The following is a 23,703-nucleotide window of genomic DNA, read 5'->3' on the forward strand; positions in this document are numbered from 1 at the left end:
ACCACCCCGTCAGGCGTCGTGAAGCTGCCGTGGCTTCTTCCAGAACTGCCAGCGCTGGCCGCGATCCAGCTGGAACTGCAGGCCGTCCTCGAAATCCAGCACCAGCCGTTGCAGTTCGCCACGTTTGAGCGCGGCCAGCAGCGGCCGGATTGCATCGTTGCCCAGTTGCTGCAGCGAGCGCAGCTGACGCAGGTCGACCAGTGCATCGACCGACTGCTCGCCATCCACCGCGACACCTGCGGCCTGGGCCAGGCCCTGCAGCAGCGCATCGCGGCTGCGCACCTGCGCGTGCGGCGTAGCCACCGATACCGGCATCACGCCACCACCCCAGAACCACAGCGAATTGATCGGCTGCTGGCCCTGCGCGGCGCGCTGCTGGTTCCACGAGTGGGTGTGCAGCAGCACCTGTGCTTCGGTCATCAGTGCGCGCCAGCGACGGCCCGCCTCGCCCGGCGGCAGGTGCGAGAGCAGGTCATCACCCAACACCTCGTCGGGGCTGTCGAACTCCGGCAGTTCAGTACCGATGGGCAGGCGCAGGTACCAGCGTGACGGATCGGGTGCATCCAGCACGAAGCCTGCATCCGCAAACAGCGGCTGCAGCACGGGCAGCAACGCCAGCGTATCGGCCAGGCTGGGCCGCAGCGTTTCGCCGTGGCCCATCATCCGCGCGCCATGCATGTCCGGCACCATGCAGGCCGGATCGGCACGCAGCCAGCAGGCGCCGGCGGCATCGCCGACGTCACGCTGGCGGGTCAACGCGGCTACCGGCCAGTGCGGCGCGGCCACCGTGAAGTGGCGCAGCAGCTGCGCGCGTTCGCCGGCATCGCCCTGCGAGGTGGTGGCGCGGCCCAGGGCGCGCGCCACATCATCCGGCAGTGCAGCCACCGCAAAGCGGCTGCGTGCCGGCAACAGCAGGGTCGCCGTCGCCACGGATCAGTCCTGGTAGCTGACGCTGACGATCTCGTACTCGCGCTGGCCGGCGGGCGCATCGATCACGATCGAGTCACCTTCCAGCTTGCCGATCATCGCGCGGGCGACCGGCGAGGAAATCGCGATCAGGCCGAGTTTGATGTCCGCTTCCAGATCACCAACGATCTGGTACTTCTTCTCTTCGTCCGATTCCACGTCGGCCAGGATCACGCTGGCCCCGAACACCACCTTGGAGCCTGCATTGAGCTTGCTCACGTCGATGATCTCGGCATGCGACAGCTCGCCTTCCAGCTGCTTGATGCGGCCTTCGATGAAGCCCTGTTCCTCGCGCGCGGCGTGGTACTCGGCGTTCTCCTTCAGGTCGCCGTGCTCGCGCGCTTCGGCGATCGCGGCGATCACCTTCGGGCGCTTGACCGACTTCAGGTGATCCAGTTCATCGCGCAGACGCTGCGCGCCCTTCATCGTGATGGGGGCTCTCATGCATTCAACTCCTTGTGCAGTTCCTGCAGCGACCAGACAGGGCCGGTGCCACGGAATTCCAGTGAATCCACCAGCGCCTTGGCGCCGGCAATGGTGGTCGAGTAGGTGACGCGGTGCTGCAGCGCCTCGCGACGGATCGAGAACGAATCGTTGATCGCCGAACGACCTTCGGTCGTGTTGACGATATAGACGATCTCGCCGTTCTTGATCGAATCGACGATGTGCGGGCGACCCTCGACCACCTTGTTGATGATCTCGCAGTCCATGCCGTGCTGCTGCAGCCACGCTGCGGTACCACGGGTGGCAACCAGGCTGTAGCCACGCGCCAGCAGGGCCTTGGCCACCGGCAGCACGCGCTTCTTGTCCGGGTCGCGCACCGACACGAACGCCTTGCCCACTGGCGGCGCCTTGATGCCACCGGCTTCCTGCGCGCGCGCGAAGGCGGCGTTGAAGCTGCGGCCCACGCCCATCACCTCACCGGTGGAGCGCATCTCCGGCCCGAGGATCGGGTCGACGCCCTGGAACTTGGCGAACGGGAAGATCGCTTCCTTCACCGAGTAGTAGTCCGGCACGATTTCCTTGGTGGCGCCCTGCTCTTCCAGGGTCTTGCCCGCCATGCAGCGGGCCGCGATCTTGGCCAGCGGCATGCCGGTAGCCTTGGACACGAACGGCACGGTGCGCGAGGCACGCGGGTTCACTTCCAGCAGGAAGATGGTGTCGTTGCCTTCCTCATCGGTCTGGATCGCGAACTGGGTGTTCATCAGGCCCACCACGTTCAGGGCCTTGGCCAGCTCGACCACCTGGCGACGCAGCTCGGCCTGGGTTTCAGCCGACAGCGAGTAAGGCGGCAGCGAGCAGGAGGAATCGCCCGAGTGCACGCCGGCCTCTTCGATGTGCTCCATCACGCCACCGATCAGGACGTTGCCCTGGGCGTCGGCGATGATGTCCACGTCGCACTCGACGGCATTGTCGAGGAAGCGGTCCAGCAGCACCGGCGAATCGTTGGATACCTTCACGGCATCACGCACGTAGCGGGCCAGGTCGGATTCGCCATAGACGATTTCCATCGCGCGGCCACCCAGCACGTAGCTCGGGCGCACCACCAGCGGGTAGCCGATCTCACGCGCCAGCAGCAGGGCTTCCTGGTCGTTGCGGGCGATGCGGTTCGGCGGCTGCTTCAGGCCCAGCTTGTCCACCAGCTGCTGGAAGCGCTCGCGGTCTTCGGCCAGGTCGATCGAGTCCGGCGAGGTGCCGATCACCGGCACGCCGTTGGCTTCCAGCGCGCGTGCCAGCTTCAGCGGGGTCTGGCCGCCGTACTGCACGATCACGCCCTTCGGCTGCTCCAGCTCGACGATTTCCAGCACGTCTTCCAGGGTCAGCGGCTCGAAGTACAGGCGGTCGGAGGTGTCGTAGTCGGTCGACACGGTTTCCGGGTTGCAGTTGACCATGATGGTTTCATAGCCATCCTCGCGCAGCGCCAGTGCCGCGTGCACGCAGCAGTAGTCGAACTCGATGCCCTGGCCGATGCGGTTCGGGCCACCGCCGAGGATCATGATCTTGTCGCGGTTGCTCGGCGCGGCTTCACACTCGTCCTCATAGGTCGAGTACAGGTAGGCGGTGCCGGTGGAGAACTCGGCGGCACAGGAGTCCACGCGCTTGTACACCGGGCGCACCTTGTGTGCGCGACGCAGCGCACGCACGGCCGCTTCGTTGGTGCCGGTCAGCTGGGCCAGGCGGGCGTCGGAGAAGCCGGCACGCTTGAGCTTGCGCAGGCGCGCCGCATCCAGTGCGTCGATGCCATCGGCTGCGACCTGGGTCTCGGCGGCGATGATTTCTTCGATCTGGTCCAGGAACCACGGATCGATGTAGGACAGCTTGAAGATGTCCTCCACACTCATGCCGGCGCGGAACGCGTCGGCGACGAAGAACAGGCGCTCCGGACCCGGCGCCTTCAGCTCGCGGCGCAGGGTCTGCAGATCGTCTTCACTGGTCAGGTCCAGGCCGGTCGGGTCGAAGCCGACCTTGCCGGTTTCCAGGCCACGCAGGGCCTTCTGCATCGATTCCTGGAAGGTGCGGCCCATCGCCATCACCTCGCCCACCGACTTCATCTGGGTGGTCAGGCGTGCATCGGCAGCCGGGAACTTCTCGAAAGCGAAGCGCGGGATCTTGGTGACGACGTAGTCGATGGACGGTTCGAAGGAGGCCGGGGTCAGGCCGCCGGTGATCTCGTTCTTCAGTTCGTCCAGGGTGTAGCCGACGGCCAGCTTGGCGGCGACCTTGGCAATCGGGAAGCCGGTGGCCTTGGAAGCCAGCGCCGAGGAACGCGACACGCGCGGGTTCATCTCGATCACCACTACGCGGCCGGTGTCCGGGTTGATGCCGAACTGCACGTTCGAACCACCGGTATCCACGCCGATCTTGCGCAGCACGGCAATGGAGGCATCGCGCAGGCGCTGGTATTCCTTGTCGGTCAGGGTCTGCGCCGGGGCCACGGTGATCGAGTCACCGGTGTGCACGCCCATCGGGTCCAGGTTTTCGATCGAGCAGACGATGATGCAGTTGTCCGCGGTATCGCGGACCACTTCCATCTCGAATTCCTTCCAGCCCAGCACCGACTCTTCGACCAGCACTTCGGTGGTCGGCGACAGTTCCAGGCCGCGGTTGACGATCTCGATCAGCTCTTCGCGGTTGTAGGCAATGCCGCCGCCACTGCCGCCCAAAGTGAAGCTGGGGCGGATGATGGTCGGATAGCCGACGCGGGTCTGGATCTCCAGCGCTTCGTCCAGGGTATGGGCAACGGCAGCGGTCGGGCACTCCAGGCCGATCTCGCTCATCGCCACGCGGAACAGCTCGCGGTCTTCGGCCATCATGATCGCTTCGCGCTTGGCGCCGATCAGCTCGACGTTGTACTTCTCAAGCACACCGTTGTCGGCCAGGTCCAGCGCGCAGTTCAGCGCGGTCTGGCCACCCATGGTCGGCAGCAGCGCGTCGGGCTTCTCCTTGGCGATGATCTTCTCGACGGTCTGCCAGTTGATCGGCTCGATGTAGACGGCGTCGGCCATCTCCGGGTCGGTCATGATCGTGGCCGGATTGCTGTTGACCAGCACCACGCGGTAGCCCTCGTCACGCAGGGCCTTGCAGGCCTGGGCGCCGGAGTAATCGAACTCACAGGCCTGGCCGATGACGATCGGGCCGGCACCGATGATGAGGATGGTCTTGAGGTCAGTGCGCTTGGGCATTTTCTTCTCTAAGTCAGTACAGCGTGACAAGGGGGAGTGATCGCACGCTGTCGATCAGGAAATCTCTTCGGGTTTCAGCGCAATCCGGCACTGGTCCTGCAACGGCTTGGCCAACTGCGCGTCCAGATCCTCTGGAATCGCCGGCCCACTTTCGAACGACGCCACCATGCGTCGGTACGTCGGGCTGGCCATGAAGGCGGCAAGCTGTGCGCGGTCCGCACCAGCCAGACCGGCGCCGGCCTTGGCCTCGGTGTTTTCCGGGGTGGAATTGGCGAACGTGGTCGACAGGGCCTGGCCCGCGGGCGTGGCCAGGAAGCGCGACCATTCGGCGATCACCACATCGCCATCGCTGCCCAGACCCTGGATGATCGAACGGCGGAACTGCGCATCCAGCAGATCGCGCACGGGTGCCTGCGCGCATGCCTGGTCGGCATCCGGCAACGCCTTCAACGCCGGCGTGCTGTCGATCACCAGGCTGGCCATGGTGGTGCCCAGCGAGCCCATGCCCAGCGTCTTCACTACCGCAGCCACGTCGGCGTCGGACGCCGGAGCGGCCTGCGCCACACCAGCGGCACAGCACAGCGACAGCAGCAGAGCGACGCTGCGCATCAAGCCTTGGCCTCGGCCATCAAGGTCACGAAACGGTCGAACAGCGGACCGACGTCGGTCGGGCCCGGCGAGGCTTCCGGGTGGCCCTGGAACGAGAAGGCCGGCACGTCGGTGCGGGCAATGCCCTGGTTGGTGCCGTCGAACAGCGAACGGTGGGTCACCCGCAGGGTGGCCGGCAGGGTCGCTTCATCCACCGCGAAGCCGTGGTTCTGCGAGGTGATCATCACCCGGCCGCTGTCCAGGTCCTGCACCGGATGGTTCGCGCCGTGGTGGCCATGGCCCATCTTGATCGTCTTCGCGCCCGAGGCCAGGCCCAGCAGCTGATGGCCCAGGCAGATGCCGAAGGTCGGGATCTTCACGTCGATGAAGGTCTTGATCGCGGCGATCGCGTAGTCGCACGGTTCCGGGTCACCCGGGCCGTTGGACAGGAACACGCCGTCCGGCTTCAGCGCCAGCACTTCAGCGGCCGGGGTCTGCGCCGGCACCACGGTGACCTCGCAGCCGCGCTCGGCCAGCATGCGCAGGATGTTGGTCTTCACGCCGAAGTCGTACGCCACGACCTTGTACTGGGCCGGCACGCTGACGAAGGCGTTGGCGTCCAGGTCCAGCTGGCCCTCGGTCCAGACGTAGGTCTTGTCGGTAGTCACGACCTTGGCCAGATCCATGCCCTTCAGGCCCGGGAACTTGCGGGCCGCTTCCAGTGCCTTTTCCACATCGATGCCGTCGCCGGCCATCAGCGCGCCGTTCTGGGCGCCCTTCTCGCGCAGGACGCGGGTCAGCTTGCGGGTGTCGATGCCAGCGATGGCGACCACGCCACGCTGGATCAGCCAGTCCTGCAGCGACACCTGGCTGCGCCAGCTGCTCGGGCGGCGCGGTACGTCGCGCACGATCAGGCCGGCCGACCACACCTTGGACGCTTCATCGTCCTGGTCGGTCATGCCGGTGTTGCCAATGTGCGGATAGGTCAGCGTGACCATCTGCCGGGCGTAGGACGGGTCGGTCAACACTTCCTGGTAGCCGGTCATGGCGGTGTTGAACACCACTTCACCGACGGACAGGCCGGGCGCGCCTACGGATTCGCCCTCGAATACGGTGCCGTCTTCGAGGACGAGGATTGCGGCTTGGGTCACGGAATTCTCACTTTGGCTACCGAGGGGGTGCCGAAGTCACGCCTGCGCTTCACGGAAATCCGGTTGCAAAAAAGCGCGGACGTACGGTCTGGGACCGGTCCGGCTTTCGTGATTCGGCGAGTGCGAATTGTAGCGGTGCCGGGGCGCTCGCGCCAGCGGTTATCGCCATTCATGAACAGGCGATTGCGCATTCATTTCAATCCGGGGGCGTATGCAGGCCGATGACCGGGCCGCTGCCATCCGACCTGCCCGGCTCCGGTAGGCGCCAACCTTGGTTGGCGCGTTCAGCAACGGCTGCCAACCAAGGTTGGCATCTACCATCGACCCGGGACCGTTACCCGGGCCCGTCCAGCAGGTCCCGCACCCGGTAGCTGCCCGCCGCCCGACCCTGCAGCTGGCGAGCGGCAAACAGCGCCCCGCGGGCGAAGATGTCGCGGCTGGTGGCCCGGTGCACCAGTTCGATGCGCTCGCCCAGGCCGGTGAACTGCACCAGATGCTCGCCGACGATGTCTCCGGCGCGCAGGCTGGCGTACTGCGGCTCGGCCCCGCCCCGCTGCGCCGCGGCACCCAGGGTCAACGCCGTGCCAGAGGGAGCGTCCTTCTTCTGCGTATGGTGCGATTCAACGATGTCGCAGTTCCAGCCGGCCAGCGCCTGCGCCGCACGTTCCACCAGCTCATCGAGCACCGCCACGCCCAGGCTGAAGTTCGACGCCCACACCAGCGGGATCTTCGCCGCCGCTGCTTCCAGTGCCTGGCGCTGCACACTGGAAATACCGGTGGTGCCCGATACCAGTCCCGCACCGCGCTCCACGCACAGTGCCAGCAGCGCATCGAAGCCCTCGGGCAGGCTGAAGTCGATCGCCACATCGAACACCGGCGCCCCCGGCAACTCGCTGGCCGCGAAGAACGGCACGCCGTCGATCACCCGCTGCGCCGGCGCACGGCCGGTCACCGCAGCGACGATCTGCAGGGAATCAGGATGTTCGGCGGCCAGCCGCAACAGGGCCTGGCCCATGCGCCCGGAGGCGCCGTGAATAAGCAATCGCAGGGGAGTCTGGTTCATGCACGCAGGCTAGCGGCAGCACGCATGGTCCGGCAAGCACTGTCGCTGCTACGCTGCGTGCCCCTTCAAGCGCTGGCCCGCACCTCATGCACCTTTGCAAACCGCCCGCGCCAAGCGCTCAAGCCATCATGCCGCCTGCGCGGATGCAGGGCTGAAACGGTGCGCATTTCCGAAGTCGCCCGCCGTACCGGCGCCAGCGCCAAGGCCATCCGCCTGTACGAGGCACGCGGCCTGCTGCCGCCAGTGCCGCGCCTGAACCGTTATCGCGACTACAGCGAGCAGGACGTGGCCTGGGTGCAGCTGATCCGGCAGGCACTGGGGCTGGGCATCGGCTTGGCCGCCATCACCCGCCTGCAGCGCGGCGACGGCCAGTTGGACTGGCCAGCCGTGCTCGCCCTGCTGGAACGCCAGCGCACTGCGATTGCCGCCGAGCGCGAGCGGCTTGCCCGCGTCGAGGTCGAACTACAGCAGGTGGGTGACGAGCTGCGGCAATGGCTGCAGCAGGGCGATGGTCCCTGCGTGCTGGCTCCCGCTGGCTGCCCTGGCGGGGTTTGACTCTGCCCTTGGGGCATAGCGCAACGTCGGTCGCCTTCCAGCCTCCGAGACTGCCGTGTCCCGTTCCATCCTGATCCTGCTTGGCCATCCCGACCGCGACAGCCTGTGCGGCGCCCTCGCCCACCGCTACGCGACCGCCGCGCGCAACGCCGGCCACCGCGTGCACATGATCGCCCTGGGTGAACTGCAGTTCGACCCGGTGCTGCGCCACGGTTATCGCCAGATCCAGCCACTGGAAACCGACCTGCAGGATGCAGCAGACGCGATCCAGGCCTGCGACCACCTGGTGCTGGTCTACCCGACCTGGTGGGGCGCGATGCCAGCCCTGCTGAAGGGCTTCTTCGACCGCGTGCTGCTGCCAGGCTTCGCCTTCCGCTACCGTCGCGATTCGGTGTGGTGGGACCGGCTGCTGGCGGGGCGCAGCGCGCGGGTCATCACCACGCTGGATACGCCGCCCTGGTACTACCGCTGGATCTACCGCGATCCGGGCATCACCCAGATCCGTGCCACCATCCTTGAGTTCTGCGGTATCCGCCCGGTGCGGGTCAGCCGGCTGGGCCCGGTGCGCAGCAGCACGCCGCAACAGCGCGAACGCTGGTTGGCACTGGCAGCGGAGCTTGGCACGCGGGCAGGTTGAGGCATAGCCGCGAACCGGTCGCCTCACCCTGCCTGCAACGTAGATCCACTCCATGCGTGGATGATCAATCGGCAGTGCGGACCAAGGTCCGCACCCACCAGGGAAGGTCCGCACCCACCAGGGCAGCGCCCAGACGCCTCTCTAGTGCTGCTTCGGCGGTGTCGGTCCGCAGCTGTCGCAGCCACCGCAAGCCCCGCCACCGCCAGTGGCCGGCGGCGCGATCTTCCGGCCCAGCGCCTGCAGCCACGCCGCGCGGCCCGGCTTCAGCAGCGCCAGTGCCAGCGCGCCACGTAGCTTGCGCACGGTGCCGGGCGCCTGCTTCTTCAGCACCACCCAGGCACTGACCAGCACGGCCACCGCGATGATCAGGTACTGGATCAGCAGGCCGGCGTCCATCAGCCGCCTCCCAGCGCCACGGTCACCTGGTAGGTGATCAGCGCCGCGACATAGGCCGCAGCAAACAGGTAGAACGCCGAGAAGCCCATCGTCTTCCACGAGTTGGTCTCGCGCTTGATGGTGGCCAGCGTCGAGATGCACATCGGCGCGTAGATGAACCACACCAGCAAAGCCAGGCCGGTGGCCAGCGACCAGCCATCAGCCACCACCGGCGACAGTGCGGAAATCGCCGCATCGTCATCGGCAGCCGACAGCGCATACACCGTCGCCAGCGACGACACTGCTACTTCGCGCGCGGCCAGGCCCGGGATCAGCGCGATGCAGATCTGCCAGTTGAAGCCAAGCGGCGCGAAGATCGCGGTCATCGCATGGCCGATCTGGCCGGCATAGCTGTAATCGATGGCCGGCATCGTTGCATCGGCGGGCGCACCCGGGAACGACAGCAGGAACCACAGCAGGATGGTCAGCGCCAGGATGATGCCGCCGACGCGCTTGAGGAAGATCATGCCGCGCTCATACAGGCCAACGGCGAGGTCGCGCGGATGCGGAATGCGGTACGACGGCAGCTCCAGCATCAGCGGGTGCTCGCTCTTGTCGCGGCGCCACTTCTTCATCACCCACGACATCACCAGCGCACTGAGGATGCCGGCCACGTACAGGCCGAACAGCACCAGACCCTGCTGGTTGAAGATGCCGATCTTGCCGGCCGGAATGAACGCACCGATCAACAGGGCATATACCGGCAGCCGCGCCGAGCAGGTCATCAGCGGTGCCACCAGGATCGTGGCCAGTCGGTCACGCGGGTCCTGGATGCTGCGGGTGGCCATGATGCCCGGCACCGCGCAGGCGAAGCTGGACAGCAGCGGGATGAACGAACGACCGGACAGGCCGGCCGCTGCCATCATGCGGTCCAGCAGGAACGCAGCACGTGGCAGGTAACCGGATTCTTCCAGCGCGAGGATGAAGGCGAACAGGATCAGGATCTGCGGCAGGAACACCACCACGCCCCCCAGGCCGGCGATGATGCCGTCGGTCAGCAGGCTGGTCAGCGGCCCCGCTGGCAATACGCTGGCGGCCAGTTCGCCCAGCCAAGCGAAGCCCGCCTCGATGCCATCCATCAGCGGCGTGGCCCAGGCGAACACCGCCTGGAAGATCAGGAACATCACCACCACCAGCGTGATCAGGCCGAACACCGGATGCAGCAGCCAGCGGTCCAGCGTGTCGTCGATCTTCGCCGTCCGTGCCGGCATCCGCACGGCTGCGGCCAGGATCGCGCGCACCTGCGCGTGGTAGTCCACACCGCTCTCAACGCCGGCCAGCGGCGCATCCAGGTGCGGCACCATCGTATCCAGGCGTTCCACCAGTGCACGCGCGCCCTGCTTGCGCACCGCCACGGTTTCCACCACCGGCACACCGATCTCGCGCTCCAGCGCGGCTACATCGATCTGGATGCCGCGGCGCTGCGCGGCGTCGACCATGTTCAGGGCGATGATCATCGGCTTGCCCAGCTCGCGCAGTTCCAGTGCGAAGCGCAGGTGCAGGCGCAGGTTGGTGGCGTCGATCACGCACAGAAGGACGTCCGGCGCGGCCTCGCCCGGGTAGAACCCCCGGCACAGGTCGCGGGTGATCGCCTCGTCCAGGCTGGCCGGCTGCAGGCTGTAGGCGCCCGGCAGGTCGAGCACGGCGAACTCGCGGCCGGACGGCGCACGCAGGCGGCCTTCCTTGCGCTCAACGGTGACGCCGGTGTAATTGGCGACCTTCTGCCGGCTGCCGGTCAGCTGGTTGAACAGCGCGGTCTTGCCGCTGTTGGGGTTGCCGACCAGCGCGATGCGCAGCGGGGCGGCGGTTGCGGTGGCGCTCATGCACGTCCCTCCTGGCTGGCCGGGTCGATGACCACGCGCCGGGCCTCACTGATACGCAGCGCGAAACGGGTGAAACCGACCTGCACCAGCAGCGGCTCGCCGCCGACCGGGCCTCGCGCCACCAGGCGCACTTCCTCGCCCTTGACGAAGCCCAGCTCGCGCAGGCGCCGGGCGATGGCATCGTTGGCATGCAGGTCCTGCACGGAATCGACCACGGCCGAGGCGTGCAGGGGCAGTTCGGACAGCGTCATCTAGCGTGTTCTCTGCTGGATGTAAATGGTTCTCGATTCTAACATTCCCGCGTCGCGTCATGGCCCATGACCAATGGCCCGCTATGATCCATACAGGTATGGAGCAACCCCCGGAATCCCATGAACGATGCTTTGCAGATCGAGCGCAACGGCGCTGTCCTGACCCTCTGGCTGAACCGGCCGGAGCTGCACAACGCCTTTGACGCCGGCCTGATCGCCCGGCTGACCGCAGCCTTGGAAGCGGCCGGCCGCGATGACACCGTGCGCACGGTGGTGGTGGCCGGCCACGGCGCCTCCTTCTCTGCCGGTGCCGACATGCAGTGGATGCGCGGCATGGCCTCCGCCAGCGAGGCCGACAACCGTGACGACGCCCTGGCCCTGGCCCGGCTTATGCGCACCCTGGACGAACTGCCCAAGCCCACCCTCGCCCGTGTCCACGGCGCCGCCTTTGGTGGCGGCGTCGGCCTGGTGGCCTGCTGCGATATCGCCATCGCTACCAGCGCCGCCCGCTTCGGCCTCACCGAAAGCCGTCTGGGCCTGCTGCCGGCAGTGATCTCGCCTTATGTGATCGAGGCCATCGGCAGCCGCCAGTCCCGCCGCTGGTTCGCCACCGGCGAGCACTTCGACGCCGACACCGCCCTGCGTATCGGCCTGATCCACCAGCTGGTGGAGCCCGAACGCCTGGACGAGGCGGTGCAGCGACAGTTGGCCCTGCTCGACAAGGCCGGGCCGATCGCCTCGGCTTCGGCCAAGCTGCTGGTCCGGCAGGTTCGCGACGCCCATGACCGCGACAGCCTGGACCGTGACAATGCCGCCCTGATCGCCCGCCTGCGGGTATCGGCCGAAGGCCAGGAGGGCCTGGGTGCCTTCCTCGACAAACGCGCGCCGCACTGGGTCACGGAGGCCTGACATGCTGGACCATATCGGCTTGAACAGCGGCGACCTGCCGCGCAGCAGGGCCTTCTTCCTGCAAGCGCTGGCACCGCTGCAGATCGGCGTGGTGATGGAGGTAAGCGCCGCACAGACCGGCGCCCACGACCACGTGGGTTTCGGCAACCACGGCAAGCCGTTCTTCTGGCTGGGCAATGCGGCGCCGCTCAGCCAGGGCGTGCACGTGGCCTTCGTCTGCGCCGAACGCGCCGAGGTTGATGCCTTCCACGCCGCCGCGCTGGCCGCAGGGGGGCGCGACAATGGCGGGCCCGGCCTGCGTCCGTGGTACCACCCGGACTACTACGCCGCCTTCGTTATCGACCCCGATGGCAACAACATCGAGGCAGTCTGCCACCTGCCCGGGTAGGCCCTTCCGCCACAACCAGGCGCAGGCGTGGCCGCTTGTGCGACCCGCCTGCGTATCTCATCTGGCAGCCTGGCGAAGACCGGGCCGCCCCCGTTTCCCAGGAACCGCCGTGACCCCAGTCGATCCCATCCGCCCTGCCCGTCCCGCCCCGCTTTTCATGGGGGTGCCGCGATGAGCGATTTCGTCCGCATCGTCGAGGTCGGCCCGCGCGACGGGCTGCAGAACGAAAAGCAGGCCGTGGCCACCGCCGACAAGATCGCCCTGATCGATCGCCTGTCGGCCACCGGCCTGCGCACCATCGAGGCGACCAGCTTCGTCAGCCCGCGCTGGGTCCCGCAACTGGCCGATGCTGCCGAGGTCTATGCGCGCATCCAGCGCCGCCCCGGCATCGCCTATCCAGTACTCGTACCGAACGAACAGGGCTACGACCGTGCGCGCGCCGTCGGCGTGCAGGAAATCGCGGTATTCACCGCTGCATCGGAAGCCTTCAACCGCACCAACACCAACGCCGGCATCGATGAATCGCTGGCCCGCTTCGAGCCGATCCTGCGCCGCGCGGCCGCCGACGGCGTGCGCGTGCGTGGCTACGTCTCCACCGTGCTCGGCTGCCCGTACCAAGGCGAGGTACCGCTGGCCGACGTAGTGCGCGTCGCCCGGGCGCTGCACCAGATGGGGTGCTATGAAATCTCTCTGGGCGACACCATCGGCGTCGGCACGCCACGCAAGGCCCGCGCGATGCTGCAGTCGGTGGCTGCCGAGATCCCGATGAGCGCACTGGCCGTGCACTTCCACGATACCTACGGCCAGGCCATCGCCAACATCGCCGCCTGCCTGGAAGAAGGCGTGCGCGTGGTCGACAGTGCGGTGTCCGGTGCCGGCGGCTGCCCGTACGCGAAGGGCGCCAGCGGCAACGTGGCCAGCGAGGACGTGGTGTACCTGCTGCAGGGCCTGGGCCTGGAGTGCGGGGTCGACCTGCCGTCGCTGGCCGAGACCGGCCGCTGGCTGGCCGGACTGCTCGGCCGCGCGACCGCCAGCCGCGTCGGGCAGGCGCTGGCAGCGACATGAACGACAGCGGCCCGCGCGACCGTCCGGCCATCGGCGATACACCCGCCGCAACCGACGTCGCGCTGGCCGCTCTGGACGCGGCGCTGGCTGCTTCGCCGCCGCCGGCCCAGGCCAGGCTGCTGCGCCAGGCACGGCAGGCGCTGGCCGATGCGCAGCAGCGCGAACTGGATACCCAGGCCCGCTATGCCGCGTTGTTCGACGCCGTGCCCGACCCGGTCAGCATCCTCAGCGCCGAAGGCGTAGTGCTGGACGTCAACCGCGCCGGCATCGTCGCCTACGACCGCCCGCGCGAGGACATCGTCGGCCAGCCGATCGAACTGCTCAATCCCGACCTGCCCAGCGACCATCTGCAACCGGTGTGGGAAGCGCTGAACCGCGGCGACACCTACGTCATCGAAGTGACCAACATGCGCGGTGATGGCAGCCGCTTTCCGGTGGAGGTGCACTCGGCCGGCTTCCAGGACCGCGGCCAACCCTGCATCGTCGCCGTCGCCCGCGACCTGAGCGGGCGCTGGCGCGCCGAGTCGCGCTATCGCCTGTTGATGGAATCGATCGACAAGGGCGTGATCCTGTTCGACCGCGACCTGCGCGTGCTGTCGGCCAACCCTGCAGCGCATCGCATCCTCGGCCTCACCGGTGGCGGCGTGGGCTTGAACGCGATGCTCGATCCCGAAGCGTGGATCATCGTCGACGAACATGGCCACCCGTTGACCCAGTCACAGTGGCCGACCAGCCGCTGTTTCCAGGCCGGGCGGGTGATCCGCAGCACCATCATCGGCCTGTACCACCGCCCGCGCGGACGCATGCTGTGGTTGTCCACCACCAACGTCCCGGTGTTCGGCAACGGCTGCGACCAGGCCGACCATGTCTATGCGATGTTCAGTGACATCACCGAACTGAAGCGCAACAACACCCTGTTCGCGCGCGCGCAGTCACTGGCCCATATCGGCGGTTGGGAGTGGGATCGCGGCCTGCAGCGCCTGTACCTCACCGATGAAGCGCGGCGCATCGTCGGCCAGCCGGCCGACCTGGAGGACATGCCCGACCTGCTGGACTGCCTGCGCAGCGACGACCGCGCCGCCCTGCAGCAGGCGTTGGCCGACACCATCGAACACCGCAGCAGCTTCGGCCTGGAGCTGCAGGGCCAGCGCCGCGATGGCCACTCGTTCTGGATCAGGATGATCGGCGAGGTCTCGGCCGGCGATGTCGATGCCGCACGCATCACCGGCACCGTGCAGGACATCACCGAGCGCAAGCAGGCCGAGGAAACCCTGCGCGTGCAGGCCCGCACCGACCCGCTGACCGGAATCATGAACCGCGATGCGGTGCTGAGCGACCTCGGCGTGCGCATGGACAGCCCCAGCCACGACCGCGTTGCGGTGCTGTACATCGACCTGGACCGCTTCAAGGTAGTCAACGACCTGCTTGGCCACAACGCCGGTGATGAACTGTTGATCGAAGCGACCCGGCGCATCGCCACCGCGATCGGTACCGAAGGCCTGCTTGCACGCTTTGGCGGCGACGAATTCCTGGTGATCTGCGACCTGCGCGACCAGCCGGACCAGGCCGAACAGCTGGCCGAGCGCATCACTGCGGCGTTCTCGGCACCGTTCCAGCTGGGCAGCGACGAGTTCCCGGTGACCGCCAGCATCGGCATCGCCCGCGCACCGCGCGATGGCAACCGGCCGCAGCAGCTGATCCAGAACGCCGACACGGCGATGTACGAGTGCAAGCGCCGCACCCGCAACGGTTGGCAGGTGTTCTCCCCGGAACTGGCACAGCGCCAGCATGACCGCCTGCAGATCGAAAGCCGGCTGCACAAGGCCCTTGATGGGGACGAGTTCCATCTGGTGTACCAGCCACAGGTCAACCTGCGCAGCGGCGCCACCATCGCCTGCGAGGCATTGATGCGCTGGCACAACACGCAGTTGGGGCAGATGCGCCCGGACCTGTTCATCCGCCACGCCGAGCACACCGGCGACATCGTGCGCATCGGCCAGTGGGCCTTGCGCGAAGCCTGCCGGCAGGTACGTCAATGGCAGGACGACGGGCTCGGTCTGGTGCGGGTGGCCGTCAACGTTTCCTGGCGGCAGTTCGTCGGTGAGGATCTCGCCCGCTGGGTGCGGCAGGTGCTGGATGAGTTCGAGCTGCCCGGCAGCGTGCTGGAGCTGGAGTTCACCGAGCGGGTGTTGATCGAGGATGCGCCAGACACCCTGCGCACCTTCGCCCGCCTGCGCGAAATGGGGGTGATGCTGACCATCGATGACTTCGGCGAAGGCTACAGCGCCCTTAACTACCTGCGCCGTCTTCCCATCCATGGGCTGAAACTGAGCCAGTTGTTCGTCGAAGGCATTCCCCGCAACCGCTCGGATGTGGCGGTCTGCGAGGCAGTCTGCGCGATCGCGCGCAGCCTGGGCCTGGGCGTGGTCGCCGAAGGCGTGGAAACCGAGCCACAACGGCAATGCCTGCTCGATCTGGGGGTGACCGTCGGCCAGGGCTTCCTGTTCGCCCATGGCCTGCCCGCCGCCGACTTCGAGCGTCGCCTGCGCCGCGCCCGCGAACTGGGCTGAGGCCGGCGGCGCAGTGCACAACGGCGGCTGCCGTCGCTTCCGTTAGAATCGGCGGTTCTTGAACCTGCAGGACCGTGCAATGCAGCTGTCTTCCGTACGTGCCGTGATCACTGGCGGCGTCTCCGGCCTCGGCCTGGCCGTGGCCCAGCACCTGGTTGCCGAGGGCGGCAAGGTCGCCCTGTTCGACCTCAACGACGCCAAGGGCGCGGCCGCTGTTGCCGAGCTGGGGCAGGACAACGCCCGCTATTTCAACGTCAACGTCAGTGATGAAGCGTCCGTGTCGGCGGCCATCGACCAGGCCTGCGATTTCCTCGGCGGCCTGAATGTCGCCATGAACTGTGCCGGCATCCTCGGCGCTGGCCGCGTGCTGGGCAAGGAAGGCCCGATGCCGCTGGCCGGGTTCCAGGGCACGGTGATGGTCAACCTGGTCGGCAGCTTCAATGTCGCCAAGGCCGCAGCCAACCGCATGCAGCACAACGAGGCCGGCGTGGACGGCGAGCGCGGCGTCATCATCAACACCGCCAGCGTTGCCGCCTACGAAGGCCAGATCGGCCAGGCCGCCTACTCCGCCTCCAAGGGCGGCGTGGTGGCGATGACCCTGCCGATGGCTCGCGAGCTGTCGCGCTTCGGCATCCGCGTCAATACCATCGCGCCGGGCGTGTTCTGGACGCCGATGGTCGATGGCATGCCCGAAGCCGTGCAGGAATCGCTGGCCGCCTCGATCCCGTTCCCGTCGCGCCTGGGCAAGCCGGAGGACTTCGCCAGCCTGGTCGGTCACATCCTCGGCAACACCTACATCAACGGCGAGACCATCCGCCTGGACGGCGCCACCCGGCTCGCTCCGAAGTGATTCCCCCCGGGCGCCGGGACGGCGCCCTCCCCCAACGACCAACATCATCATGAAAGCCAACGACATCAAGAAGGGCAACGTCGTCGAGTTCAACAACGGCGTCTACCAGATCCGCGACATCGAGCGCAGCTCGCCGCAGGGTCGCGGCGGCAACGTCCGCTTCCGCTTCATCATGTACAGCGTGCCGGGCGGCAACAAGCTCGACGCCAGCTTCGATGCCGACGACAACCTGGTCGAAGTCGAACTGCTGCGCCGCCAGTCCACCTATTCGTACAAGGACGGCGATGCGTTCGTGTTCCTGGACGACGAGGACTACACCCCCTACACCCTGGACGCGGACGTGATCGGCGATGACGCCGGCTACATCACCGACGGCCTGACCGGCATCTACGTGCAGGTGATCGACGAGCAGCCGGTGGCCATCCAGCTGCCGGCCTCGGTGGTGCTGGAAGTGATCGAGACGCCGCCGGAACTGAAGGGTGGCACCGCCACCAAGCGCCCGAAGCCGGCCAAGCTCAACACCGGCATCGAGATCATGGTGCCGGAGTACATCGTCAACGGCGAGCGTGTGCTGGTGAACACCGCCACCGGCGAATTTGCCGGCCGTGCCGATTAACCGCGCTGCGCTGATCGCCTGCCTGCCCCTGCTCGTGGCGTGCTCGCCGCGCGCAGCGGACAGCACCGCTGACGTCGCGGCGGACGCGGTGACGCAGCCCCCCGCAGCGGACACAGCTGCCGCTGCGGTTACACCGGCCGCAGATGAACCAGATGCTGTGGCGACGCTGGCGGACACTCCCGACGAGGAGCAACAGGCGCGGGCTGCCGCCGGTTGCAGCGTCCCCGACGACGTCGCTTTCGTGCAGGACATCCGCATCTACTGCGGCATGCCGGCCGATGTGCAGGCCTTCATCGAACGGGAGAACAGCTGCCAGCATTTTGCCGGCGAAGAACCCTACGACAACGCCCGTCGTCGCGAGCTGGAGGCCGCCATCGCCAGGTTCTGCGACGATCGAGAGAAGATCTTTGCCGACCTGGTGGCCCGCCATCGCGATGACTGCGCGATCAGGCAGGCGTTGATCGGCGTGAACCTGCGCTACGACCTGTCCCCCGCTCTGGATCTGAAGCCCTGCGAGGGCTGACGCAGAAAAGGGGACGGAGGGGATGACGTCGTTCATGGCACAAACAACGTCATCCCCTCCGTCCCCTTTTTTTTATTTGCCGCCGAAGTTGCCGCAGCCGTGGTACTGGCGCGTGCCCACGGCCAGCATCGCCTTGGCTTCGAATGTCTCGCCACTCATGCCGTCCTGGCAGGTGGTGCGCTGGAAGCTCAGCTTGATGTCGGTGCCATCCGCCGCCTTGCCCACCCAGCCATCCGCACCCTCGGTCGGTTTGGCGACGGTGAAACGGCGCTCGCCGTAATCCACGTCCACCTGCAGGCCCGGCGTATCGCCGTCGACGACGGCAAGCCAGCCCGGCTCGTTGCCGGTGGCACGGAACGCCGCGTTGCCGGCACTGCCATCGCCCTCGGTCGCTTCCACCGCGCCACACTCACGGTCCGCCTCGCCCTTCAGGCTGAGCAGCGCGTCGTCACTGCCACGGGTCCAGAAGCTGTTGCCCTTGCCGTCGCCATACTTCGCACCGGAGGCTGCACGTTCGGAGGACATCGCGAAACTGCGCCCGCCAATCACAACCGTCGCTGCGTCCTCACCGTTGAAGGTCGCGCGCACATCGAGGTCGCCGCAGCGATAGAGGGTTTCGTTGCCGCCGCCATCAACAGCGGCAGCCACAGATGCCGGTGCCGGTGCCGGCGTTGCGACCCCGTCACCTGCGCCACTGGAGGCGGGCGTCTGGGCCGGCTGGCAGGCGCTCAGCGCAAGGCCGAGGGAGGCAGCCAACAGACTGGGAATTACACGCATGGCTCGACTCCTTGTCGAAACTACAGAGACCTTGGACCCTACCATCTGCACGCAAACGGGGCCTGAAAGCTGCATGACCGTGTTCAGCCTGCCAGCACCGTCATCGACAGCAGCTGCGCGCCACTGGCACCGGAACAGCTTGTCCAGACACGCAGCACGCGCATGCGCTGCACATGTTCGCGTCCCCGCCAATGCACATGCAGCTGAACATCGCCGGACAACAGCGCCAGGCGACCACACAGCAGCGTTTCCACCGCATGCACCTGCAGCGCGTGAACCTGCAGATGCCCTTGCCGCCAGTCCTGCAACCAGGGCAGGTCGAGCATCCGGCCGCCCCGCCCGTCCATCATGAACAATACCGGTGACAGCAATGCCGTTGCCACACCATGGTCACCGTCCAGCAGCGCATCCCGCAGCTGCTGCTCCAACACGCGCAACTGCGCCTCGTACAGGCCCTCAGGGCTCCTGCTTTCCATCCACCTGCTTTCCATCCACCTGCTTTCCATCCACGTTTCCTCCCGGCGTCGACCGGCGTCGGCGCAGTCGCTGCGCCAGCCACTGCTGCGCCCCCTGCACCACCACATAGAACACCGGCACGAAGAACACGGCCAACACGGTCGCACTGACCATGCCGCCGAACACGCCGGTACCAATGGCCTGTTGCGTTTCCTTTGAAGCCCCCTGCGCCAGCATCAGCGGTACCACACCCAGCGCGAACGCCAGCGAGGTCATCACGATCGGCCGCAGCCGCAGCCGCGCCGCTTCGATGGTCGCTTCGACCAGGCCGCGCCCCTGCAACTGCAGCTGTCGGGCGAATTCGACGATCAGGATCGCGTTCTTCGCCGAAAGACCTATCACCGTGATCATGCCGACCTTGAAGAACACATCATTGGGCATCTCGCGCAGCAGCACTGCAGCGACGGCGCCGAGCAGGCCCAACGGCACCACCAGCATCACCGCCAGCGGGATCGACCAGCTCTCGTACAGAGCCGCCAGCACCAGGAACACCACCAGCATCGACAGCAGCAGCAACCACGGCGCCTGTGCGCCGGACTCACGCTCCTGCAGCGACTGGCTGGTCCACTGCAGGGCAAAACCCGCTGGCAGCTGCTGGGCAAGGCGCTCCATCTCGACCATCGCCTGGCCGGTGGACACCCCGCCGGCAGGTGCGCCGGACAGATTCAATGCCGGGAACCCCAGGTAACGTTGCAGCTGCAGCGGCGCCTCGGTCCAGTGCGGGGTGACCAGTTCGGATAGCGCCACCATGCCGCCTTCGCTGTTGCGGACATACAGCTTCAGCACGTCCTCCAGCTGCATCCGGTGCGGCGCATCGGCCTGCATGATCACCTGCTGCATGCGCCCGCGATTGGGAAAGTCGTTGACGTACTGCGAGCCCATCGCCGCCGACAACGTGGCACTGATGTCGGTGAACGCCACGCCCATCGCTTCGGCTTTGGCGCGATCGATGTCCAAGCGCACATTGCTGCCCGCAGGCAGGCCATCGGCGTGCACTTCGGCCAGCAGCGGACTGGCTTCTGCCAGCTTCAGCAGCTGCTGCAGGGCGGCGCGCAGCTGAGCCTGGCCCTGCCCGGTACGCGCCTGCAGCGCCAACGAGAATCCGGAGGAACGGCCAAGGCTGTCGATGGCCGGCGGCATCACGCTCATCACCTCGCCTTCCGGCACCGTCGCCATGGCCTGCTGCGCCGCCTTCACCTCGTCCGATGCGGTGCTGCCGCCGCGCTCACCCCAGTCCTTCAACATGGTGTAGGTCAGCGCCGCGCTCGGGCCGGAACCGGAGAAGCTGTAGCCAAGGATGGCCTGGTTGGAGGCGATCGCCGGCCGTGAGGCGACATGCTGTTCGTAGGCTTCGACCACCGCCAGCGTACGCTCGGCGGTTGCTTCGGCCGGCAGCTGGATGGAAGTCATGAAATAGCCCTGGTCCTCTTCCGGCAGGAACGCGCCCGGCAACCAATGCAGGCCGATCAGCAGTGCCACCAGCAAGGCAGCGAACAGGCCCATCACCCGGCCACTGCGCCGCAGTACGGCAGCCACGCCCTGCTGGTAACGCCCGGTCATCCGCTCGAAGCCGCGGTTGAACGCACCGAACACGCCGCCGCGGCCATGGTGACCACGTGTGCCCTGCCGCAGCAGGGTCGCGCAGAGCGCCGGGGTCAGGCTCAGCGCCAGCAGGGCCGAAAACAGGATGGACACCGACATCGCCACGCTGAACTGGCGGTAGATCGCGCCAACCGAACCACTGGCCAGCGCCATCGGGATGAACACCGCCGTCAGCACCAGGGTGATGCCGATCACCGCACCGGTCAGCTCACGCATCGCCTTGATCGTGGCCTCGCGCGGCGGCAGCCCCTCTTCGGCCATGATTCGCTCCACGCCCTCGACCACCACGATCGCGTCGTCAACAATGATGCCGATCGCCAGCACCATGCCAAACATGGTCAATACGTTGATCGAGAAACCCAGCGCCAGCATCACCGCGAAGGTGCCCAGCAGCGCGATCGGCGCGACCAGGGCGGGGATCAGCGTATAGCGCCAGTTCTGCAGGAACAGGTACATCACCGCAAACACCAGCAGCATCGCCTCGATCAGGGTCTGCAGCACCTTTTGGATCGAGACCTTGACGAAGGGCGCGGTATCGAACGGAATGCTGGATTCAACACCATGCGGCAGCAGCGGCTGCAGGTCGGCCATGCGTTCGCGCACCGCCGTGGCGGTACGCACCGCATTCGCACCTGGGCGCAGCTGCACGCCGGCGGCCGTCGCCGGATAGCCATCTTCGCGCGTGCCCCAGGCATAGCTCTGCGCGCCCAGTTCGACCCGGGCGACATCGCCAAGCAGCACGCGCGAACCATCGGCACCGGCGCGCAGCACGATCGCCGCGAACTGTTCGGGCGTGGACAGCTGGCCTTCGGCACTCAAGGGCACGGTGATGCGCTGGCCGGGAACGCCGGGCGAATCGCCGATGCGGCCCGGCGAGATTTCAAGGTTCTGCTGCTCGATCGCGCTGGCGACATCGCCCATGGTCAGGCCGTAGCCGGTCAGGCGGGTCGGGTCCAGCCAGATCCGCATCGCCTGTTCGGCACCGAACAGCTGCACGCGGCCGACGCCGTCGATGCGTCGCAGCTCCTCGATGATGTTGCGCGCCATGAAATCGCCCAGCGCCGCTTCGTTGACACTGCCATCGGGTGAGCGCAGGCCCACCAGCATCAGGAATCCGGAGTCGGCCGCCTCCACGAACAGGCCGTTCTGGCGCACGCTGCGCGGCAGGCGCGGCTCGATCGCCTTGATCCGGTTCTGTACGTCCACCTGCGCCAGCTCAGGATCGGTGCCGGGTTTGAAGGTGGCGGTAATCGACGCTTCACCGGACGTGTCCACCGACGATTCGAAGTACAGCAGGTGTTTGACGCTGGACAGCTCGCGCTCGATCAGGCCGACCACCGCATCATTCAATGTCTGCGGGCTGGCGCCGGGATAGCTGGCATAGATGCTGACGCTGGGCGGTGCGACCGCCGGGTAGCGCTCGACCGCCAGCCGCGGAATGGCCAGCACGCCGGCCAGGATGACGAAGATCGCCAGCACCCAGGCAAATACCGGGCGATCGATGAAGAAACGAGCCATGTCGTAGGTTCCTGGAAGGGCTCAGCCCTGGCTTGCGGATGTCTGCGGTGCGCTGGCACTGGCGACCGGTACCTGCCAGTCGCGCGGATCGACCAGTACGCCTTCCTGCAGGCGCTCCTGGCCTTCCACCACCACCTTCTCGCCGGCCTTCAGGCCGTGCCGCACCAGCCATTGCCGGTTGACGCTGCCGTCCACCTCCAGCGTGCGGATCACCGCCTTGCCATCGGCGGCGATGACCCAGGCATAGGCCTGGCCACCGGCGCTGCGCAGCACTGCCTGCTGCGGCAGCAGCAACGCGCTGGCCGGCGCACCACGCGGCACCCGTGCACGCACGTACATGCCCGGCAACAACTGCCGCTCCGGGTTGTCGACCAGGATGCGCAGGATCACATCGCCGGTGCGAGCATCGACATTGACACCGGAGAACAGCAGCCGGCCGCGCTCGGGCAGCGGCGTACCCGCCGCGCCGATGATCGTCACCGGCAACTCGCCGTCCACCGCGCTGCGCTGCAGGGACTGCAGCTGCGAAGCAGGCTGGCGCACGTCCACGTAGACCTGGTCGATCTGCTGCACCACCGCCATCGGCTCGGCATCGGCGACGCCGACCAGCGCGCCTTCGGTCACCAGCGCCTGATCGATGCGGCCATCGATCGGTGCACTGACCGTGGCGTAGCGCAGGTCGAGCTGGCGTCGCGCAAGGATCGCGCGCGCCTCGTTGACCGCTGCCCGGGCCTGCTCATGCTCGGCACTGGCATCGTCGCGGTGCTGCTGGCTGACCGCCTGTGCGGCCGCCAATGCCTGCAGCCGCTGTGACTGCACCCGGCTGCGACCCAGTGCCGCCTCGCTGCGCTGCAGGGCAGCCAGCGCCGAATCGACGTCGGCGCGGAACGCCGCCGGGTCGATCTGGAACAGAGGCTCTCCGGCATGCACCTCCGCGCCCTGCTCGAACATCCGGCGCTGCACGATGCCGCCGACCTGCGCACGGATCTGCGCGGTGCGCACCGCCGCCACCCGACCGGGTAGTTCATCATCGCGCTGCACCACCTGCGGGCCAACGGTGACCACGCTGACACGCGGCACGGCTTCGACGGTGGGTTCGGGGCGGGAGCAGGCCGTCATGGCCAAGGCGAAGGCCGCGACCAGCGCGACCGGAGTCCTGAAGGTTCTCATTGCTGTGCACAGTGCCGCAGACGCGGCTGAGGAATCATGAAGCGCGC

At 67.3% G+C, this 23,703-nt stretch carries 22 protein-coding genes; 9 read left to right on the forward strand and 13 right to left on the reverse strand.

What is annotated here, in order from left to right; all coding sequences use genetic code 11:
• Positions 1–9 precede the first annotated feature (9 nt).
• The 6 genes from AC1DKR_RS10195 to dapB form a co-directional block, all read right to left on the reverse strand.
• Positions 10–930 (reverse strand): phosphoglycerate mutase, encoded by a 921-nt coding sequence (locus AC1DKR_RS10195; protein WP_478032656.1) that lies wholly within the window; start codon positions 928–930, stop codon positions 10–12.
• Positions 931–933: 3 nt separating this feature from the next.
• The gene (greA, locus tag AC1DKR_RS10200; RefSeq protein WP_025874725.1) at positions 934–1,398 is read right to left on the reverse strand and encodes a transcription elongation factor GreA; all 465 of its coding nucleotides are present in this window, start codon (positions 1,396–1,398) and stop codon (positions 934–936) included.
• Between the two features lie 8 nt (positions 1,399–1,406).
• Positions 1,407–4,649 carry a carbamoyl-phosphate synthase large subunit gene (gene carB, locus AC1DKR_RS10205; protein ID WP_478032658.1) on the reverse strand — a complete coding sequence of 1,081 codons (3,243 nt, stop codon included), beginning with the start codon at positions 4,647–4,649 and terminating at the stop codon, positions 1,407–1,409.
• Between the two features lie 54 nt (positions 4,650–4,703).
• Positions 4,704–5,258, reverse strand: a complete 555-nt coding sequence (locus AC1DKR_RS10210; RefSeq protein WP_312786977.1) for a hypothetical protein — start codon at positions 5,256–5,258, stop codon at positions 4,704–4,706.
• A complete protein-coding gene (gene carA, locus AC1DKR_RS10215) occupies positions 5,258–6,388 on the reverse strand; it encodes a glutamine-hydrolyzing carbamoyl-phosphate synthase small subunit (RefSeq protein ID WP_478032661.1) in 1,131 nt (376 codons plus the stop codon). The genes AC1DKR_RS10210 and carA overlap by 1 nt, the downstream gene beginning before the upstream one ends.
• A gap of 334 nt (positions 6,389–6,722) precedes the next feature.
• Complete coding sequence (dapB, locus tag AC1DKR_RS10220; RefSeq protein WP_312786979.1) at positions 6,723–7,451, reverse strand: 4-hydroxy-tetrahydrodipicolinate reductase; 729 nt, start codon at positions 7,449–7,451, stop codon at positions 6,723–6,725.
• Positions 7,452–7,610: 159 nt separating this feature from the next.
• Between dapB and AC1DKR_RS10225 the strand changes: the two genes are divergently transcribed.
• Positions 7,611–8,006: a MerR family transcriptional regulator gene (locus tag AC1DKR_RS10225; RefSeq protein WP_088100897.1), complete on the forward strand. Its 396-nt coding sequence runs from the start codon at positions 7,611–7,613 to the stop codon at positions 8,004–8,006.
• 55 nt (positions 8,007–8,061) lie between these two features.
• The gene (locus tag AC1DKR_RS10230) at positions 8,062–8,643 is read left to right on the forward strand and encodes an NAD(P)H-dependent oxidoreductase (RefSeq protein ID WP_312786980.1); all 582 of its coding nucleotides are present in this window, start codon (positions 8,062–8,064) and stop codon (positions 8,641–8,643) included.
• Positions 8,644–8,784: 141 nt separating this feature from the next.
• Here the strand turns inward: AC1DKR_RS10230 and AC1DKR_RS10235 are convergent, their stop codons facing one another.
• The 3 genes from AC1DKR_RS10235 to AC1DKR_RS10245 are packed head-to-tail and all read right to left on the reverse strand — an operon-like array spanning position 8,785 to position 11,152.
• On the reverse strand, positions 8,785–9,039 hold the full coding sequence (locus AC1DKR_RS10235) for a DUF6587 family protein (RefSeq protein WP_089240910.1): 255 nt from the start codon (positions 9,037–9,039) through the stop codon (positions 8,785–8,787).
• A complete protein-coding gene (gene feoB / locus AC1DKR_RS10240) occupies positions 9,039–10,901 on the reverse strand; it encodes a ferrous iron transport protein B (RefSeq protein ID WP_478032668.1) in 1,863 nt (620 codons plus the stop codon). The genes AC1DKR_RS10235 and feoB overlap by 1 nt, the downstream gene beginning before the upstream one ends.
• Positions 10,898–11,152, reverse strand: coding sequence for a FeoA family protein (locus AC1DKR_RS10245; protein WP_025874743.1), 255 nt, complete (start codon positions 11,150–11,152; stop codon positions 10,898–10,900). Before AC1DKR_RS10245 ends, feoB begins: the two co-directional genes overlap by 4 nt.
• A gap of 120 nt (positions 11,153–11,272) precedes the next feature.
• Here AC1DKR_RS10245 and AC1DKR_RS10250 point away from each other — a divergent pair, with 120 nt between their 5' ends.
• The 7 genes from AC1DKR_RS10250 (at position 11,273) to AC1DKR_RS10280 (ending at position 18,073) form a co-directional block, all read left to right on the forward strand.
• Positions 11,273–12,061, forward strand: a complete 789-nt coding sequence (locus tag AC1DKR_RS10250) for an enoyl-CoA hydratase-related protein (RefSeq protein ID WP_033831003.1) — start codon at positions 11,273–11,275, stop codon at positions 12,059–12,061.
• Position 12,062: 1 nt separating this feature from the next.
• Positions 12,063–12,449 carry a VOC family protein gene (locus AC1DKR_RS10255; protein ID WP_478032670.1) on the forward strand — a complete coding sequence of 129 codons (387 nt, stop codon included), beginning with the start codon at positions 12,063–12,065 and terminating at the stop codon, positions 12,447–12,449.
• A 171-nt stretch (positions 12,450–12,620) separates the two neighbouring features.
• The gene (locus AC1DKR_RS10260; protein WP_478032672.1) at positions 12,621–13,514 is read left to right on the forward strand and encodes a hydroxymethylglutaryl-CoA lyase; all 894 of its coding nucleotides are present in this window, start codon (positions 12,621–12,623) and stop codon (positions 13,512–13,514) included.
• A complete protein-coding gene (locus AC1DKR_RS10265) occupies positions 13,511–16,084 on the forward strand; it encodes a sensor domain-containing protein (RefSeq protein ID WP_223495012.1) in 2,574 nt (857 codons plus the stop codon). Before AC1DKR_RS10260 ends, AC1DKR_RS10265 begins: the two co-directional genes overlap by 4 nt.
• A 79-nt stretch (positions 16,085–16,163) precedes the next feature.
• Positions 16,164–16,934: an SDR family NAD(P)-dependent oxidoreductase gene (locus tag AC1DKR_RS10270; RefSeq protein WP_033830999.1), complete on the forward strand. Its 771-nt coding sequence runs from the start codon at positions 16,164–16,166 to the stop codon at positions 16,932–16,934.
• A 49-nt stretch (positions 16,935–16,983) separates the two neighbouring features.
• Positions 16,984–17,550 carry an elongation factor P-like protein YeiP gene (gene yeiP, locus AC1DKR_RS10275; RefSeq protein WP_006363947.1) on the forward strand — a complete coding sequence of 189 codons (567 nt, stop codon included), beginning with the start codon at positions 16,984–16,986 and terminating at the stop codon, positions 17,548–17,550.
• A complete protein-coding gene (locus AC1DKR_RS10280; RefSeq protein ID WP_478032675.1) occupies positions 17,540–18,073 on the forward strand; it encodes a hypothetical protein in 534 nt (177 codons plus the stop codon). The genes yeiP and AC1DKR_RS10280 overlap by 11 nt, the downstream gene beginning before the upstream one ends.
• A gap of 72 nt (positions 18,074–18,145) precedes the next feature.
• Here the strand turns inward: AC1DKR_RS10280 and AC1DKR_RS10285 are convergent, their stop codons facing one another.
• The 4 genes from AC1DKR_RS10285 to AC1DKR_RS10300 all read right to left on the reverse strand — a co-directional run bounded on the left by AC1DKR_RS10285 (position 18,146) and on the right by AC1DKR_RS10300 (position 23,656).
• On the reverse strand, positions 18,146–18,850 hold the full coding sequence (locus AC1DKR_RS10285) for a COG3650 family protein (RefSeq protein WP_478032679.1): 705 nt from the start codon (positions 18,848–18,850) through the stop codon (positions 18,146–18,148).
• An 83-nt stretch (positions 18,851–18,933) separates the two neighbouring features.
• Positions 18,934–19,326, reverse strand: coding sequence for a nuclear transport factor 2 family protein (locus tag AC1DKR_RS10290; RefSeq protein WP_478032681.1), 393 nt, complete (start codon positions 19,324–19,326; stop codon positions 18,934–18,936).
• Positions 19,307–22,486 carry a multidrug efflux RND transporter permease subunit gene (locus tag AC1DKR_RS10295; protein ID WP_478032684.1) on the reverse strand — a complete coding sequence of 1,060 codons (3,180 nt, stop codon included), beginning with the start codon at positions 22,484–22,486 and terminating at the stop codon, positions 19,307–19,309. Before AC1DKR_RS10295 ends, AC1DKR_RS10290 begins: the two co-directional genes overlap by 20 nt.
• Before the next feature lie 21 nt (positions 22,487–22,507).
• Complete coding sequence (locus AC1DKR_RS10300) at positions 22,508–23,656, reverse strand: efflux RND transporter periplasmic adaptor subunit (protein ID WP_394196310.1); 1,149 nt, start codon at positions 23,654–23,656, stop codon at positions 22,508–22,510.
• Positions 23,657–23,703: the final 47 nt, after the last annotated feature.

This window comes from Stenotrophomonas sp. 01N47 (assembly GCF_056399165.1).